At 71.7% G+C, this 16435-nt stretch carries 15 protein-coding genes; 3 read left to right on the plus strand and 12 right to left on the minus strand.

The features are described 5' to 3' along the window. A partial coding sequence (locus ACFVXJ_RS18555; protein ID WP_389662879.1) for a carboxyl transferase domain-containing protein occupies window positions 1-428 on the minus strand: 428 nt, incomplete at its 3' end. A gap of 254 nt (window positions 429-682) precedes the next feature. Between ACFVXJ_RS18555 and ACFVXJ_RS18560 the strand changes: the two genes are divergently transcribed. Next, window positions 683-1303 (plus strand): YceI family protein, encoded by a 621-nt coding sequence (locus ACFVXJ_RS18560; RefSeq protein ID WP_389662881.1) that lies wholly within the window; start codon window positions 683-685, stop codon window positions 1301-1303. Between the two features lie 31 nt (window positions 1304-1334). On the opposite strand, the gene ACFVXJ_RS18565 is transcribed toward ACFVXJ_RS18560, so the two are convergent. The 6 genes from ACFVXJ_RS18565 to ureA form a co-directional block, all read right to left on the minus strand. Then, complete coding sequence (locus ACFVXJ_RS18565; RefSeq protein WP_389662882.1) at window positions 1335-2681, minus strand: hypothetical protein; 1347 nt, start codon at window positions 2679-2681, stop codon at window positions 1335-1337. A 79-nt stretch (window positions 2682-2760) separates the two neighbouring features. Then, a complete protein-coding gene (cimA, locus tag ACFVXJ_RS18570) occupies window positions 2761-4392 on the minus strand; it encodes a citramalate synthase (protein ID WP_389662883.1) in 1632 nt (543 codons plus the stop codon). A 326-nt stretch (window positions 4393-4718) separates the two neighbouring features. Further along, window positions 4719-5336, minus strand: coding sequence for a TetR/AcrR family transcriptional regulator (locus tag ACFVXJ_RS18575; RefSeq protein WP_361309022.1), 618 nt, complete (start codon window positions 5334-5336; stop codon window positions 4719-4721). Between the two features lie 33 nt (window positions 5337-5369). Continuing rightward, on the minus strand, window positions 5370-6404 hold the full coding sequence (locus tag ACFVXJ_RS18580; RefSeq protein ID WP_389662885.1) for an agmatine/peptidylarginine deiminase: 1035 nt from the start codon (window positions 6402-6404) through the stop codon (window positions 5370-5372). A gap of 23 nt (window positions 6405-6427) precedes the next feature. Continuing rightward, window positions 6428-8164, minus strand: coding sequence for an urease subunit alpha (locus ACFVXJ_RS18585; RefSeq protein WP_389662886.1), 1737 nt, complete (start codon window positions 8162-8164; stop codon window positions 6428-6430). Continuing rightward, window positions 8161-8904 carry an urease subunit gamma gene (gene ureA, locus ACFVXJ_RS18590; protein WP_389662888.1) on the minus strand — a complete coding sequence of 248 codons (744 nt, stop codon included), beginning with the start codon at window positions 8902-8904 and terminating at the stop codon, window positions 8161-8163. Before ureA ends, ACFVXJ_RS18585 begins: the two co-directional genes overlap by 4 nt. A 168-nt stretch (window positions 8905-9072) precedes the next feature. Between ureA and ACFVXJ_RS18595 the strand changes: the two genes are divergently transcribed. Continuing rightward, a complete protein-coding gene (locus ACFVXJ_RS18595) occupies window positions 9073-10524 on the plus strand; it encodes a cytosine permease (RefSeq protein WP_389662890.1) in 1452 nt (483 codons plus the stop codon). 112 nt (window positions 10525-10636) lie between these two features. On the opposite strand, the gene ACFVXJ_RS18600 is transcribed toward ACFVXJ_RS18595, so the two are convergent. The 5 genes from ACFVXJ_RS18600 to ACFVXJ_RS18620 all read right to left on the minus strand — a co-directional run bounded on the left by ACFVXJ_RS18600 (window position 10637) and on the right by ACFVXJ_RS18620 (window position 15246). Continuing rightward, complete coding sequence (locus ACFVXJ_RS18600; RefSeq protein WP_389662892.1) at window positions 10637-11074, minus strand: hypothetical protein; 438 nt, start codon at window positions 11072-11074, stop codon at window positions 10637-10639. A 386-nt stretch (window positions 11075-11460) separates the two neighbouring features. Further along, complete coding sequence (locus tag ACFVXJ_RS18605) at window positions 11461-12546, minus strand: branched-chain amino acid aminotransferase (protein WP_389662894.1); 1086 nt, start codon at window positions 12544-12546, stop codon at window positions 11461-11463. A gap of 231 nt (window positions 12547-12777) precedes the next feature. Further along, window positions 12778-13818 (minus strand): 3-isopropylmalate dehydrogenase, encoded by a 1041-nt coding sequence (locus ACFVXJ_RS18610; protein WP_389662896.1) that lies wholly within the window; start codon window positions 13816-13818, stop codon window positions 12778-12780. Between the two features lie 148 nt (window positions 13819-13966). Then, complete coding sequence (locus ACFVXJ_RS18615) at window positions 13967-14095, minus strand: hypothetical protein (RefSeq protein WP_361309037.1); 129 nt, start codon at window positions 14093-14095, stop codon at window positions 13967-13969. A gap of 272 nt (window positions 14096-14367) precedes the next feature. Then, window positions 14368-15246, minus strand: coding sequence for a LysR family transcriptional regulator (locus ACFVXJ_RS18620; protein WP_389662898.1), 879 nt, complete (start codon window positions 15244-15246; stop codon window positions 14368-14370). 101 nt (window positions 15247-15347) lie between these two features. On the opposite strand from ACFVXJ_RS18620, the gene ACFVXJ_RS18625 reads away from it, so the two are divergent. After that, window positions 15348-16361, plus strand: a complete 1014-nt coding sequence (locus tag ACFVXJ_RS18625) for an NADP-dependent oxidoreductase (protein WP_389662899.1) — start codon at window positions 15348-15350, stop codon at window positions 16359-16361. The last annotated feature ends 74 nt before the right edge of the window (window positions 16362-16435 follow it).

Raw genomic sequence — 16435 nt, forward strand, 5'->3', positions numbered from 1 at the left:
CCCGCGCCGTCGTTCAGCGAGACCAGCGGGGCACCGGCCGCGATGGCCATGTCCATGATCTTGTGGATCTTCGTCGCGTGGGCCTCGCCCAACGCGCCGCCGAAGATCCGGAAGTCGTGCGCGTACACGAAGACCGTACGGCCCTCGACCGTGCCCCAACCGGTGATCACACCGTCGGTGTACGGCCTCTTGCCCTCCAGACCGAACCCGCTCGCCCGATGCCGGCGCAGCTGCTCGACCTCCTTGAAGGAACCCTCGTCGAGCAGCAGCGCGATGCGCTCACGCGCGGTCAGCTTGCCCTTGGCGTGCTGCGCCTCGGTCGCCCGGTCACTGGGGCCGCGCCGCGCCTGCTCGCGCAGGGAATGCAGTTCGGCCACGCGCCCGTGGGCGTCCGTCGGCTCGCTCGGAGTCTGGTCCACAACGGTCATGTACCGACCTTACGAAGTGACGGGGCGAAAACCCTCCGTTGGTTCCGCACAGTCTCCGACGCGATCCGCTGTCCGGCCCGGACAGAACCGCCGGACGATGCGCGAACTCCACCAGGTGGAGCAGCCGCCCGTTATGGAGATCCTACAAATCACCCCAGCGGACGCGAAGAGGTTGAAATTTGAACGGAATAGGTCTAGCGTCATTGTCGTTGAAACTTAAACAAAGCTTCGACCCCGACTACCGAGGAGTGATCATGGGCATCTTCACCCGCCGCACCAGCGACCAGGACGTCACCGGCACCGCGGCCGTCACCACCCTGGACGTGGACCCCGCGCTCGCCGCCCTCACCGGTGACTACGCCATCGACCCCGCGCACAGCAGCATCGGCTTCACCGTCCGGCACGCCATGGTCACCAACGTCCGCGGCGCCTTCACCGACCATGAGGGTTTCCTGCACCTGGACGGCTCCGACCCGTCCCGCTCGACGGCCTCCATCGACGTGAAGACCGCCTCCGTGGACACCGGCATCGCCGACCGCGACGCCCACCTGCGCGGCGCCGACTTCTTCGACGCCGAGACCTTCCCGCTGATGAGCTTCCGCTCCACCGGCGCGGCCGCCCTCGGCGGGGACACGTACCGCATCACGGGCGACCTGACGATCAAGGACGTCACCCGCCCGCTCTCCATCGACCTGGAGTTCAACGGCTCCGCCACCGACGTCTACGGCAACCAGCGCGTCGGCTTCGAGGGCTCCGCCCAGATCCTGCGCTCCGACTGGGGCCTGACCTGGAACGCCGCACTGGAGGCCGGCGGCGTGATGGTCAGCGACAAGGTGAAGCTGACCTTCGACATCTCGGCCGTGAAGCAGGCCTGAGCCGGCCGCGGCGCCACCGGGGGCGGCCGGCTCAGAAGCCGCCCCCGCCGTCGAAGCCACCGCCGCCGCCGTCGAACCCACCCCCGCCGCCGTCGAACCCGCCGCCGAAGTCCGCCGGGTTGAAGTCGGCGCCCGACACGTCACCGCCGTCGAACCCGCCGCCCACTCCCCCGAAGTCGGAGGCGTACGCGGGTCCCGACATCATCGAACCGAGCATCGTGCCCACCAGCAGACCGGGCAGGATGCCACCGCCGAAGTAGCCGCCCGCCCAGGGGCCGTAGGCCGGGCCCGCGTCGTAGTAGGGCCGCCGCCCGTAGTCGGTGTCGACCGTGCGCACCGCCGGGTCCAGGCCGTCGCGCAGCCGCACGGCGTCCGCCGTGCAGACGGGGACGGTCCGGGCCGCTCCGCCCGCCGGGGCCCAGGTGGCGTCCTCCGTGCTCGGACCGTGGCGCGGGTCGAAGAAACAGGGCGCCCGCCGCTCCGGTACCGGCCGCCCCTGCCGGCGCGCGTCGAGGCGGGCCAAGGCGTAGCGGCCGTCCTCCAGTGCCTGGGTGACGCCCTGCACCTCCTCCGGGTACCGGACTTGGGCCATGATCTGCTTGGCCTTCTCGTACGAGTCCAGGGCCTGCCCGAAGTCCGCGCGCATCGCGTCGTCGGCACCGGGTTCACCGGGTCGGAAGTCGAGCCGGTCTAGTTCCTCGCCGAACGCGGTGATGTCTTCGTCCACGACCACGGCGAGCCGGGCGATCGCCTCGCGCCGTGTCTCTTCCTTCTTCTTGCGGTTGCGCCGGACCAGCGCGTAGGCGCCGGCGCCGCCGAGCACGGCGACCGCGCCGAGCGTGACCAGACCGCCGACCGGGGCGCCCTGGTCGGCTCCCGTGTCACCCCAGGAGGCCGGCGCCCTGCCCTTGGTCTGGGTGAGGGCCTGGTCCACGAAGTTGTTCAGTTCGGTGGCCGCGTCGACCGGCCCGCCCGCCTTCACCGCGTCGGTGAGGTTGCGTACGGCGACCCGCGGCATGACGGAGGCGTCGGCCCCGGCGTCGAAGCCGGTGCCGAGGCGGATCGCGTACAGCCCCGTGATGCCCGTCTGGGCGCGGACGGCGCTCAGCAGCCCCTGCGGCGGGAATTCGGCGGTGGCCGGGAGGACCGCGACGAAGACCGGCTTCCCGGCCTTCTCGATCTTCCGGGCCAGCGCGTCCGCCTGCGCCTTCGGCAGTTGGTCCGCGGTGCGGGGGTCGACGTAGACGGGGCCCTGCTTGAGGGCCCGCGCGACGGCCGCGGTCCCGGTGTCGGCGGACGCCTGCGGTGCGCCCACGAGGGCGAACGCGAACAGCCCCAGCAACAGACCGGACAATGCGCACATAAGCCTGGTCTTCATGTCTACGACGCTACCCGAACCGCCCCCCGCACGGGTGAACGGGACACCGGGCGTGCCCGGGGCCGCCGGGGCGACGCGCCTACTCGGCCGGTTCGACCCCCGCGCGCAGCAGACCGTAGGTGAAGGCGTCCTCCAGGGCCTGCCAGGAAGCCGCGATCACGTTCGGGGCGACGCCGACCGTGGACCATTCGCGGGCGCCGTCCGTCGTGGAGACCAGCACCCGGGTCGTGGACTCCGTGCCGTGCTTGCCCTCCAGGATGCGGACCTTGTAGTCCACCAGCTCGAACTTGGCCAGCTGCGGGTAGAACCGCTCCAGCGCCACCCGCAGCGCGCGGTCGAGCGCGTTGACGGGGCCGTTGCCCTCGGCCGTCGCCACGATCCGCTCGCCCTTGGCCCACAGCTTGACCGTGGCCTCGTTGGCGTGGGTGCCGTCGGGACGGTCCTCGACGATCGCCCGCCAGGACTCGACCCGGAAGTACTTGCGGGCCCGACCCTCCGCCTCGGCGCGCAGCAGCAGCTCGAAGGAGGCGTCGGCGGCCTCGTACGTGTAGCCCTGGAGCTCGCGCTCCTTGACCCGCTCCACGACCCGGGAGATCAGCGCGCGGTCTCCGCCGAGGTCGACGCCGAGCTCCTTGCCCTTGAGCTCGATGGAGGCGCGGCCGGCCATGTCGGAGACCAGCATCCGCATGGTGTTGCCGACCCGCTCGGGGTCGATGTGCTGGTAGAGGTCGGGGTCGACCTTGATGGCGGAGGCGTGCAGGCCCGCCTTGTGCGCGAAGGCGGAGACGCCCACGTACGGCTGGTGCGTGGACGGCGTCAGGTTGACGACCTCGGCGATGGCGTGCGAGATCCGGGTCATCTCGGCGAGCGCGCCGTCGGGCAGCACCCGGCGCCCGTACTTGATCTCCAGCGCGGCGACGACGGGGAACAGGTTGGCGTTGCCGACGCGCTCGCCGTAACCGTTCGCGGTGCACTGGACGTGGGTGGCGCCCGCGTCGACGGCGGCCAGCGTGTTGGCCACGGCGCAGCCGGTGTCGTCCTGGGCGTGGATGCCGAGGCGGGCACCGGTGTCGGCCAGGACGGTGGCGACGGTGGCGGTGATCTGGGCGGGCAGCATGCCGCCGTTGGTGTCGCACAGGATGACGACGTCCGCGCCGGCCTCGTACGCGGTCCGCACGACGGACTTCGCGTACTCGGGGTTGGCGCGGTAGCCGTCGAAGAAGTGCTCGCAGTCGACGAACACCCGGCGGCCTTCGGCGACCAGGTGGGAGACGGTGTCGCGGACCATCTCCAGGTTCTCGTCCAAGGTGGTGCGCAGCGCGAGTTCGACGTGCCGGTCGTGGGACTTCGCGACCAGGGTGATCACGGGCGCGCCGGACTCCAGCAGGGCGCGGACCTGGGGGTCCGCGGCGGCGGAGCCGCCGGCCCGGCGGGTGGCGCCGAAGGCGACGAGCTGCGCGTGCTTGAAGTCGATCTCGGCGCGGGCGCGGGCGAAGAACTCGGTGTCGCGGGGGTTGGCGCCGGGCCAGCCGCCCTCGATGAACCCCACCCCGAAGTCGTCCAGGTGCCGGGCGATCGTCAGCTTGTCCGCGACGGTGAGGTTGATGCCCTCACGCTGGGCACCGTCGCGCAGGGTGGTGTCGAAGACGTGGAAGCCGTCCGCGGGGCCCGTGCGCGGCCCGGTCGGCTCCGTAGCCTCTGTCGTCGTCATGCTGGTCTGACTCCTGTCGGATGAGTGGTTCCGGAGACCGGGGATCCACTGCCCCCATCATCGCGCGCTGCCGGGCCCCGGCAGGAATGGGCCGGGAAACGAAAAAACCTCTCGCGGGTGCGAGAGGTCTGCGCGCGGGTCTGGGGCACGGCGGCCGCGTTCCCGTGGTTGTTCCACGGCTCAGCGGCCACTGCGGACCGGCGCGCTGCTGTCGATAATCATGAGCTGAGCAGGCACGTCCGCAGTGTGTCACAGGGGTCCACGCGCGCGGACCGACGTCTCACGATGCGAGCGGCTCGCGGCGCCGGCGGGCCGGGGCCGCGGGATCAGGCCCGCGGCGCCGCCAGCGTCTCGTCCACGAACTCCCGCACGTGGTCGAGGATGTCGGCGCGCCCTATCCCGGGCAGGCCGACGGCGACCTGGATGCTGAACCCGTCGAGCAGGGCCCGCATCCGGGCCGCGAAGCGGTCGGCGTCCACCGGTCGGAACTCCCCGCGCGAGATGCCCTCGGCGAGCAGCGCCACCAGGTCGCGGTGCCAGGCGCCCTCGATGGCGGCCTGCCGCTCGCGTTCGCGCGGCCCGGCGTTCTGCGACCGGTTCCAGACCTCCAGCCACAGGGTCCAGTGCGGGTCCCGGGCGCCGTCGGGGACGTAGAGGTCCACGTAGGCGGCCAGCCGTTCGCGCGCCGTGCCGCTGCGGGCGAGCAGGGCCCGCCGTTCGGTGCCGAGCGCGGCCTCGCTCCATTCCAGTGTCCGCAGCAGCAGTTCGTCCTTGCTGCCGAAGTAGTAGAGGAGATGGCCGCTGCTCATGCCGACCTGGCGGCCCAGGCCGGCCATGGTCAGACCGTCGAGGCCGCGTTCGGCGATCGTGGCCATGGCGGCGACGAGTACGTCCTCGCGCGGCGGGGCGTTCTTCCGCGCCGGTCGTACTCCACCCGCCACCATGGGCCTCTCCTCACATCGGGTCCGTCCTGGGGATCAGACCTTCGGCTGCTGCTGGGTGATGCAGTGGATACCGCCACCCCCGGCGAAAATCGTACGTGCGTCGACGAGGGTCACGGTCCGCCCGGGGAACAGACCGCGGAAGATTTCCGCCGCCTCCTCGTCGCGGGGGTCGTCGAAGGAGCACAGGACGACGCCGTCGTTGCACAGGTAGTGGTTGATGTACGAGTAGTCGACCCATTCGCCGTCCTCCTCCAGCACGGTCGGTGCCGGGATCTCGACGACCTCCAGGAGCCGGCCGCGGGCGTCGGTGGAGGCGCGCAGGAGGGCCGCGATGGCCTTGCAGCGCTCGTGGTCCGGGTGGGCCGGGTCGGGCTGGCTGTGGACCATGACCACGCCGGGGCGCGCGAAGGCGGCGACGATGTCCACGTGGCCCTGGGTGCCGTAGGTGCCGTAGTCGCCGGCCAGCCCGTACGGCAGCCAGATCGCCTTGGTGGTGCCGAGGTGGGCGTGGATCTCCTCCTCGACCTGCCGGCGGGTCCAGTCGGGGTTGCGGCCCTCGCCGAGCTGCACGGTGTCGGTGAGGAGCACAGTGCCCTCGCCGTCGACGTGGATGGCGCCGCCCTCGTTGACCAGCGGGGTGCTGTACGTCCGGGTGCCGACCAGGTCCGAGACGTGTCGGGCGATCTTCTCGTCGTGGTCCCAGCGGGCCCACTCCTGCGCGCCCCAGCCGTTGAACGTCCAGTCGACGGCGGCCAGCTCGCCCGCGTCGTTGGTGACGAAGGTGGGGCCGATGTCGCGCATCCAGGCGTCGTCGAGCTCCCGCTCCACCAGCTCGACGTCCTCGCCCACGATCGCGCGGGCGTTCTCCGCGTCACCGGGCGCGACGACGAGCGTCACGGGCTCGTAGGCGCGCACGGCGCGGGCGACGGCGCCCCACGCCTCGCGGGCCTCGGCGAGTTCCTGCTCGTTGGTGAAGGTGGGGTTGGGGCTGGGCCAGGCCATCCAGGTGCGCTCGTGGGGCGTCCACTCGGCAGGCATCCGGAATCCGTCGGCGGCGGGCTTGGTCATGGAGGGGTCCTTACGGCTGTCTGTTACAGGAAGTACAGGCGGTTGAGGGAGACCGAATCGGCGGCTTCGGAGCGCAGCGGGTCACCGTCGAGGGTGACGAGACCGCTGCGCGGGTCCACATCGACCGCGCCCACCCGGGAGTTGAGGAGGAGGTCGGCGGGACCGATGTCGCGCGTGCCGCGGACGGCCACCCGGCGCCTGCGCGTGGGCATCTGGTCAGAGCCGAGGGCGGCGGCCGCGGCGGAGACGAACGCGACGGAGATGTCGGCGGCGGTGGCCCCGTACGCGCCGAACTGCGGTCCGAGGACGAGTGGTTCGCAGGTGTCGGTGGCGGCGTTGGGGTCGCCGGTGACCCCGTACGCCGGGAAGCCGGACTTCAGGACGAGCTGCGGCTTGGCGCCGAAGAACTGCGGGCGCCACAGCACGATGTCGGCGAGCTTGCCGACCTCGATGGAGCCGATCTCGTGTGCCAGGCCGTGGGCGATGGCGGGGTTGATGGTCAGCTTGGCCATGTAGCGCAGGACGCGGGCGTTGTCGTCGCCCTCGCCGTCGCCGGCCAGCGGGCCCAGTTCGCCCTTCATCTTGGCGGCCATGGCGAAGGTGCGCCGGATGGTCTCGCCGGCGCGGCCCATGCCCTGGGCGTCGGAGGAGGTGATGCCGATGGCGCCCAGGTCGTGCAGGACGTCTTCGGCGCCCATCGTCCCGGCGCGGATGCGGTCGCGGGCCATCGCCGCGTCGCCCGGCAGGTCCGGCTTGAGGTCGTGGACGGAGACGATCATGCCGTAGTGCTCGGCGACCGCGTCCCGGCCGAAGGGCAGGGTCGGGTTGGTGGAGGAGCCGATGACGTTCGGCACGCCGGCCATCTTGAGCACGTTGGGGACGTGACCGCCGCCGCAGCCCTCGATGTGGAAGGCGTGGATGGTGCGGCCGTCCAGGACGCGCAGGGTGTCCTCGACGGAGAGGCATTCGTTGAGGCCGTCGCTGTGCAGGGCGACCTGTACGTCGTGCTCCTCGGCCACCCGCAGCGCGGTGTCCAGGGCGCGGGTGTGCGCGCCCATGTCCTCGTGGACCTTGAACCCGCTGGCGCCGCCCTCGGCCAGGGCCTCCACCAGGGGCGCGGCGTCCGAGGAGGAGCCGCGGGCGAGGAAGCCGATGTTCACGGGCCAGGCGTCGAAGGCGTTGAAGGCGTGCTTCAGCGCCCAGGGGGAGTTCACGCCCACGCCCCAGACCGGGCCGAACTCCTGGCCGATGACGGTGGTGACACCGGCGGCGAGCGACGCCTCCATGATCCGCGGCGAGAGCAGGTGGACATGGGTGTCCACGGCGCCGGCGGTGGCGATGAGGCCCTCGCCGGAGACGATCGAGGTGCCGGTGCCCACGACCACGTCCACGCCGTCGAGGGTGTCGGGGTTGCCGGCCCGGCCGATCGCGTGGATGCGGCCCTCGCGGATACCGATGGAGACCTTGCGGATGCCGAGGACGGCGTCGATGACCAGCACGTTGCTGATCACGACGTCACAGGTCTCGCGGACGGCGGCGGCCTTCAGGTGCAGGCCGTCGCGGGCGGTCTTGCCGAAGCCGGCCAGGAACTCGTCGCCCGGCTTCTGCGCGTCGTGCTCGACGCGGACGGTCAGGCCCGAGTCGCCGAGTCGGACCCGGTCGCCGGCGCGGGGACCGAAGACGGCGGCGTACTCGTGCGGGTCGATGTGCCGGCTCGCGCCCGGTGCGCAGTGGTCGCTGTGCTTGGTCTGCTTGCTCACGCCTGGTCTCCGTCCGTGGCCTCGTGCGTGGGGGCGTCCGCGGTCCCGTCCTGGGGGCCACCGGTGCCCAGGTAGCCGCACGCGGCGGCGCGGCGCAGGGCCTCCTCCTTGGCTCCGGGGGCGTCCAGCGGTCCGTCGACCAGCCCGGCGAAGCCGATGGCCACGCGCTCGCCGCCGATCGGGACCAGCCCGACCTCGGCCTCGCCGTGCGGGTCGAACCGTACGGAGGAGCCCGCGAGCACGCACAGCCGCATGCCGTACGCGGCGGCGCGGTCGAAGTCCAGACGCGGGTTGGCCTCGAAGAAGTGGAAGTGGGAGGTGACGCTCACCGGCACGGAGGCCGTGTTGCGCACCCGCAGGTGGACCACGGGCTCGGGCTGGGGCGCGCCCGGGCCGGGCACGACCGCGCCGGGCGCGTCATCGCCCAGACCCACGGCGCCGCGGATCGGCGAAGAGACGACCGCGAGCCGGGACCCGTCGTCGAAGACGGCCTCGACGTGCACCTCGGTGACCACGTCGGACACGCCGGGCAGTACGTCGTCGGGGCCCAGCACGCCGCGGGCCTCCTCGATGGCCTCGGCGAGCCGCTTGCCGTCGCGGGCCGCCTCGCAGACCGTGTCCGCGATGAGCGCGGTGGCCTCCGGGACGTTGAGCTTGAGGCCCCGGGCCCGCCGGGCCCTGGCCAGTTCCGCCGCGCCGCGCAGCAGCAGGCGGTCGCGCTCCGTAGGGGTCAGCCGCACGCCGATCCACCACCTTTTGAGTCGATGGGTTAGAGCATCACTCTAACTCTTCATTTCCCTGCAATGAAGCATTGACCTGGGACCAGCACTTAGGTCACATTGAATGTCGCTCAAACAAGCGCACCAAGCACAGCGCACTCACCCCCGCCCTGCCAAGGGAGCTCCCCCATGCCCATCGAACAGCGCGGAGTCGACACGATCCCGGAGGAGGAGCGGACGAGCGGTCCCCGTGACCTGATATCGATCCTGCTCGGCTCCAATCTCTGCCTCGGCGTGATCGTGTTCGGCTGGCTGCCCCCGTCCTTCGGACTGGGTCTGTGGCCCTCGCTCACGGCCATCGTGACCGGCACCCTCGTCGGCATCGCCTTCACCGCGCCGCTGGCGCTGGTCTCCCTGCGGACGGCCACCAACCTCTCCACCTCCAGCGGCGCCCAGTTCGGCGTCCGCGGTCGGCTCGTCGGCTCGGTCGTGGGCCTGCTGCTCGCCCTCGGCTACACCGCCCTGACCCTGTGGATCGGTGGCGACGTGATGGTCGGCACCCTGGCGCGGCTGGTGGGACTCCCGGACACCGGCGTCACGCACGCGGTCATGTACGGCGTACTGGCCGCCTTCACCGTCGTCGGAGCCGTCTTCGGCTACCGGCTGCTGCTGCGCATGAGCAAGGTGCTCTCCATCGGCATGGTGATCCTGCTGGCCATCGGCCTCTACGCCTACGCGCCCGACTTCACCACCGCCGCGCCGGCCGGAACCTCGTACCTGCTCGGCTCGTTCTGGCCGACCTGGCTGCTGGCCGCCGTCGCGGCCGGTCTGAGCGGTCCCGTCGCCTTCATCACCCTGCTCGGCGACTACACCCGTTACATCTCCCCGACCCGACACAGCTCCCGCAAGGTCTTCTGGGGCACCTGTCTGGGGCTCGCGATCGGCCTCCTGATCCCGCAGCTCTTCGGCACGTACACCGCGCTCGCCGCCAAGGCCGGCGCCGACTACGCCGGGCCGCTCGTCGCGGCCGCGCCCTTCTGGTACCTGGTCCCGCTGCTCGCGGCGGCCGCCGCCGGTTCGGTGGGCAACGCCGGGCTGATGCTCTACTCCATGGGCCTGGACCTGGACGCGATCGTGCCCAAGGCCACCCGGACCAAGGCCACCGTGATCGCCGCCGCCGTCGCCACCGCGTTCGTCTTCTTCGGCTCGTTCGAGTGGGACGTCCAGTCCGCGATGACCTCGTTCGTCCTGCTGCTGACCGCGATCGGCACCCCGTGGGCCGTCATCACCCTGATCGGCTACGTCCGCTGCCGCGGGCAGTACGACGCCGACGCGCTCCAGGTCTTCAACCGCCGCTCGGTGGGCGGGATCTACTGGTACCGGGCGGGCTGGAACGTCCAGGCCACCGCCGCCTGGGCGATCGGCGCGGGCGTCGGCCTGCTCGCCGTGACCACCCCGTTCTACGAGGGCCCGCTGCTGGCCCTGACCGGCGGGGTGGACTGCTCCTTCGTCCTCTCCGGCCTGGCGGGCGGCCTGGCGTACCTGGCCCTGACGTTCCGGACCGCCGGCGCGTCCGAGCCGGCCGGACTCGACGAGACGGCCGTGCCGGCTGCCGTCGGGGTCGCGGTCGCCGCCGACTGACACCGACCGACGCCGACCGAGTCGGCATATGGTGCGGGCCCCGGGGATTCCGCTCCCCGGGGCCCGCACCGTCGGTCGTCGCCGTCGCCGGCGACCCGTCCCGCCGTGCCCGTCAGCCGGCCCGGCAGTTGTGGTCGGTGGCCGCCTGGGTGGTCGCGGTGTCGAGCTGCTGGATCTGCGGCTGGAGCTGGATCAGGGCGTCCCTGCCCGTGGTGTCGCCCGGCAGGCCCTCGTAGGCCTTCTTGAGGTTCTCCGCGGCCGACTGGACGGCGTCCCGCTCGGCCGACTTCATGGTCTGGGTGTTCTCCTTGACGTTCTTCCAATCCGTCTGCACGGCGCCGTAGGCCTTCTGCATCTGGTCCTTCGTGGCCGTGGCCGGGTTCAGCGCCTTGAGGGCGGCATTGTCCGACTTCAGCTGGTTCAGGTTGGTACACAGCTCGGCTCCGGCCTTCGATGCCTTTTCCTGCGGGGTCTCGTCATTGCTGGAGCAGGCCGCGCCGCCCAGCGCCACGGCCGCGCAGAGCAGGCCGGAGACAACGAACCGCTTCATGGGATCCGCCTTTCCGCCGGCGCGAGCCGCGCCGGCGCACGAGGGGTCCACCCCGGTGGGGGGCGTACCGGGCCGCCCGGGCCGGTGTCCGGCGCCTAACCGGCGGCGCGATCAAAGTCGCACGTCGGTATGCCCGCCGCATCCGCGTACGGGCGCGTCCCGCACCCGCACGAGGCCACCGCCGGGGCCGCACCGCCCGGCGGCCAACGGCCCGCGAGGCCGCGGCGTTCCCGAAGCGCTTCGCCGTGGACGGGATCGGGATGAGCCGTTCGGGTGGGACGCGGAGGCCCGCCCGCACGGGCCCACGCGCCGTCGGCGGAAGCGGACCCCGAACGCACGACGAGGCCCCGGCCTCCCGGCCGGGACCTCGTCGTGGCGGACGCGCGCTAGCCGAGCGGGTGCATCCAGCCGTGGGTGTCGGCGGTGTGGCCGGTCTGGAGGTCCAGCAGCGCCTTGCGGAGCCTCATGGTGACCTCGCCGGGCTCGCCGGTGCCCTGCGTCCAGTTGGCGCGCTCCGACTTGACCGAGCCGACCGGGGTGATCACGGCGGCGGTGCCGCAGGCGAAGACCTCGGTCAGGGTGCCGTTCTCGTTGTCGCGCTTCCAGTCCTCGGTGCTGATCCGACCCTCCTCGGCGGTGTAGCCGAGGTCGCGGGCGATGGTGAGGAGGGAGTCACGGGTGATGCCCGGGAGGAGCGAACCGGTGAGCTCGGGGGTGACGATGCGGTCGCCGTACACGAAGTACAGGTTCATGCCGCCCATTTCCTCGATCCAGCGGTGCTCGACGGCGTCGAGCCACACGACCTGGTCACAGCCGTGCGAGGCCGCCTGGGCCTGGGCCACGAGGGAGGCCGCGTAGTTGCCGCCGGTCTTGGCCGCGCCCGTACCGCCCTTGACGGCGCGGACGTACTCCTCCGAGAGCCACACGGAGACGGGCTTGACACCACCGGGGAAGTACGCGCCGGCCGGCGAGGCGATGACCATGAACAGGAACTCGTTGGCCGGGCGGACACCGAGACCGACCTCGGACGCGAACATGAACGGCCGCAGGTACAGCGACGCCTCGCCGGAATCCGGCACCCAGGCGCGGTCCTGTGCGATCAGCGCGTCACAGGCGGCGATGAACAGGTCGGCGGGGAGCTCGGGCATCGCCATGCGGCGCGCGGAGGTCCGGAAGCGCTCGGCGTTGGCCTCGGGGCGGAACGTGGCGACGGTGCCATCGGGCTGCCGGTACGCCTTGAGTCCCTCGAAGATGGTCTGCGCGTAGTGCAGGGTCATGTTCGCCGGGTCGATCGACAACGGCGCGTACGGGACCAGCTCGGCGTCGTGCCAGCCGCGACCCTCGGTCCACTTGATCGTCACCATGTGATCGGTGAAGTGGCGGCCGAACCCGGGGCTGGCCAGGATCGCCTCGCGCTCCGCGTCGGACAGGGGGTTCGAGGAGGGCTTCAGCTCGATGGTGGGCGTCGTCATGAGTGCTTGTCCTTCACCGGTTGTGTATGGCGGACCGCGCTCACGCCTACCAGGACGTCCGAGCTTCCCCGTATTCCGCGGCCTCGCGTTCGATTATCGCGCGCGAGGTGGTCTCGGAGAAACGGGGTGATGCGGCCCAGGGGAGATGGTGGCACCCGGGGCCGCGCAGGAGAAGCCGCCGGGTGCGGTGTTCGCGACCCGGCGGCTTCCTGGGTGTGGAGCTCTGCCGGGTCAGCCGGCTACGCGCGCGGCGAGGGCTTCGCCGATCGCGTCGGTGGAGCGGAAGGTCCCGTCCCGCTCGGCGAGGTCGGCGGAGACCGCTTCCTCGATGCGGACCGCCTGGGCCTCGTAGCCCAGGTGGCGCAGCAGGAGGGCGACCGAGAGGATCGTCGCGGTCGGGTCGGCCTTGCCGGTGCCGGCGATGTCCGGGGCCGAGCCGTGGACGGGCTCGAACATGGACGGGAAGGCGCCGGTCGGGTTGATGTTCCCGGAGGCGGCCAGGCCGATTCCGCCGGTCACGGCCGCGGCCAGGTCGGTGAGGATGTCACCGAAGAGGTTGTCCGTGACGATGACGTCGAAGCGCTCGGGCTGCGTGACGAAGAAGATCGTCGCGGCGTCGACGTGCAGGTAGTCGGTGGTGACTTCGGGGTACTCCCGGCCGACCGCGTCGAAGATGTTCTTCCACAGGTGGCCCGCGTACACGAGGACGTTGTTCTTGTGGACCAGCGTCAGCTTCTTGCGGGGGCGGGCGTCGGCCCGCTCGTACGCGTCACGGACGACGCGCTCCACACCGTACGCGGTGTTGACGCTGACCTCGGTGGCCACCTCGGCCCGGGTCCCCGTACGCAGGCTGCCGCCGTTGCCGGTGTACGGACCCTCGGTGCCCTCGCGGACCACCACGAAGTCGATCTCCGGACGGCCGGCCAGCGGCGTGGCCGTGTTGGGGAAGAGCTTCGAGGGGCGCAGGTTGATGAAGTGGTCGAAGGCGAAGCGGAGCTTCAGCAGCAGACCGCGCTCCAGGACGCCCGAGGGTACGGAGGGGTCGCCGATGGCGCCCAGCAGGATCGCGTCGTGGTGCTTGAGGGATTCGAGCTCCGCGTCCGGTAGAGTCTCACCGGTGCGGTGCCAGCGCTGGGCGCCGAGGTCGTATTCCTTGGTCTCCAGCTTCACATCCTGGGGCAGGACCGCGGTAAGGACCTTGAGGCCCTGAGCCACGACTTCCTGGCCGATGCCATCACCGGGGATCACTGCGAGATTGATGCTGGTCGACATGTCGGAACCGTACCCCCTGTCCCAGCCCTCAGACATCTTCCGTCCACCATGTGGACGTGCGTGAACGGGGAAACGTGCCGGCTCGCGTCCGGGGTCGCGGCCCGGGCGGGGCTGGGAGGGCAGGGGCGTCCGGGTGCCTCCGGGTGGCTCAGTGGCCCGTGGAGCCGCCGTTGTCGCGGCGGTCCAGCGCCCGCTGGAGGGCGGCGGCCGCGTTCTTGCGGTCGGCGTCGGCGGTGGAGGAGTGACGGACGCGGCGGGTCGCGGTGGTGGTGGTCATGGTGATCGACTCCTTGAGATCACGGCGTGGCGGGGCCACGGATGAGGGGTTCCTTCAAGGCGCCGGAAGAGGCGGGGAGCGGTGCGCCGCAGGGATTGCCTGCCAAGGGGCGCGCGCTCTCGACCGCCATTCGCCGGATCGGCGAGACGTTCGGCTCCTACAAAGCTAGGGCAGGTCCCGCTGTCTGTCTCCGCAATTACTCGGACTTCCTAGTATCTGAGACGGGAATGACTCGAACGGAGCGCCCCCGTGACCCCGGTGCGGTTCCTTTTTCAACCTGCCTCGGAGCGAAGTTCCCTGATCAGAGCCCTTACGGCGAGAGTGGACGCCGATTCCGGTGTGGTGACGTACCCCACCTGCCTCACCGGCCTCCCGGGCCCCAGATCGGCGATCTCGACGGTTTCCCCCGCCTCCCGCAGGGACAGCTCGGGCAGGATCGCCATCCCGAGCCCCCGACCGACCATGGTCAGCACCATGCCGTCGTCCTCCGCCTTGACGGTGGCCCGCGGGATCCAGTCCTGCGCCTGCCACCAGGCCCGGGTGTAGGAGCCGCAATTCTCGTCCCAGTCCAGCAGGGGCAGCGCCCTGGGGTCCGGGTGTCCCACCGGGTGGACCAGTGCGTACGCCTCCTCGGTGATGACCCCGCCGAGCAGGCCGGCCGGCAGGCCCGCCGGGCCGCCGAGGGTGGCGATGCCCAGGTCGGCCCGGCCGGCCAGGACCTCCCCGGCGGTGCCGGCGCCGAGTTCGCGCACCACCCGGACCTCGGGGCGCAGCCCCGGGTGGCGGGCGGTGAGGCGCTCCAGGGCGGCCGGCAGCAGGTGCAGGGCCGCGCTGCGGAACGCCGCGACGCGCAGCACCCCTTCCACCGCCTCGGCCGGGGACCGGCCGGCGGACCGGGCTTCGGCGCCCATGACCTCGTAGAGGCGCAGGATGCGGCGGGCCAGGGCGACGGCCCGCTCGCCCGCCGGGGTGGGCGTCGCCCCGGCGCGCCCGCGGTCGAAGAGCACCGCGCCGATCTTGGTCTCCGTGCCGCGCACGGCGTGCGAGACGGCCGACTGGCCGATGCCGAGCGCGGCGCCGGCGGCGGAGAAGCCGCCGCTCTCGGCGACGGCGACCAGGATGCGCAGTTCCTGCGGAGCGAGCTCGGCCACGCGTGCTCTCACCTCGTTCTATGAGCGGGATTCATGGGTGTGCGGCTTCCATGAGCCCAACCCCCTGACCGGGTCCGGGATTCCTTCCTACGGTCACTGCCATGACCACGCAGAGCGGCTACGCCGTCCACCAGATCGCCCGCCCCACCGGCTTCCCCACCGCCGCCGACTTCGCCCAGGTGCGCACCCCGGTCCCCTCGCCCGCTCCCGGGACCGCCTTGGTCCACAACCTCCTGCTCTCCGTGGACCCGTACCACCGCGGGTTGATGGACGGCGGCGAGGGCGGCTTCGAGCTGCACACCCCGTTGGAGGGGCGCGCGGTCGGCCGGGTGATCGCCTCCCGTGACCCCGGCCTGGCCGAGGGCGACCTCGTCTTCCACCGGCGGGGCTGGCGCACCCACGCGCTGGTCACCTCGGGCGCGGACGGCACCCGCACGCTGCGGAACCACGCGGGCGTCCCCCTGGAGGCGTACCTCTCGATCCTCGGCGGCACCGGCCTGACCGCGTACGCCGCCCTCACCCGGACGGCGGCCCTGCGCGAGGGCGAGGACCTCTTCGTCTCCGCCGCCGCCGGCGGGGTGGGCACGGCGACCGGGCACATGGCCCGACTGCTCGGCGCCCGCCGGATCATCGGCAGCGCGGGCTCGGCGGCCAAGGTCGCCCACCTGACCGGCGAGCTGGGCTTCGACGCCGCCTTCGACTACCACGACGGGCCGGTCGGCGAGCAGTTGGCACAGGCGGCGCCGGGCGGTATCGACGTGTACGTGGACAACGTCGGCGGGGACCACCTGGCGGGCGCGATCGACGTGCTGCGCGAGTTCGGGCGGATCGCCTGGGTCGGCGCGATCTCGATGTACAACGGCGACCGCTCCCCCGCCGCGCCCCGCAACCTGTTCGAGGTCGTGCACAAGTCCCTGCGGCTGGAAGGGGTATTGGTTCGCCATCACACCAATCTCCAGGACGAGCTGGAGGAGTTCCTGGTCCCGCACCTGCGCAGTGGGCGGATCGGTACGGATACCACCGTTGTGCAGGGATTCGAGCACACGGTGGACGCCTTCCTGGGCATGTTGCGCGGGGACAATCTGGGCAAGATGCTCGTTCGTCTCGACGCCTGATTCCGGCCACCCGGAAGTTCACCGACTTCTTACCGCACGGATGTAGACCTTTGACCCGGCGCCCGCCACTCTTT

The sequence above is a fragment of the Streptomyces sp. NPDC058279 genome (assembly GCF_042881255.1).
GTDB lineage: Bacteria > Actinomycetota > Actinomycetes > Streptomycetales > Streptomycetaceae > Streptomyces.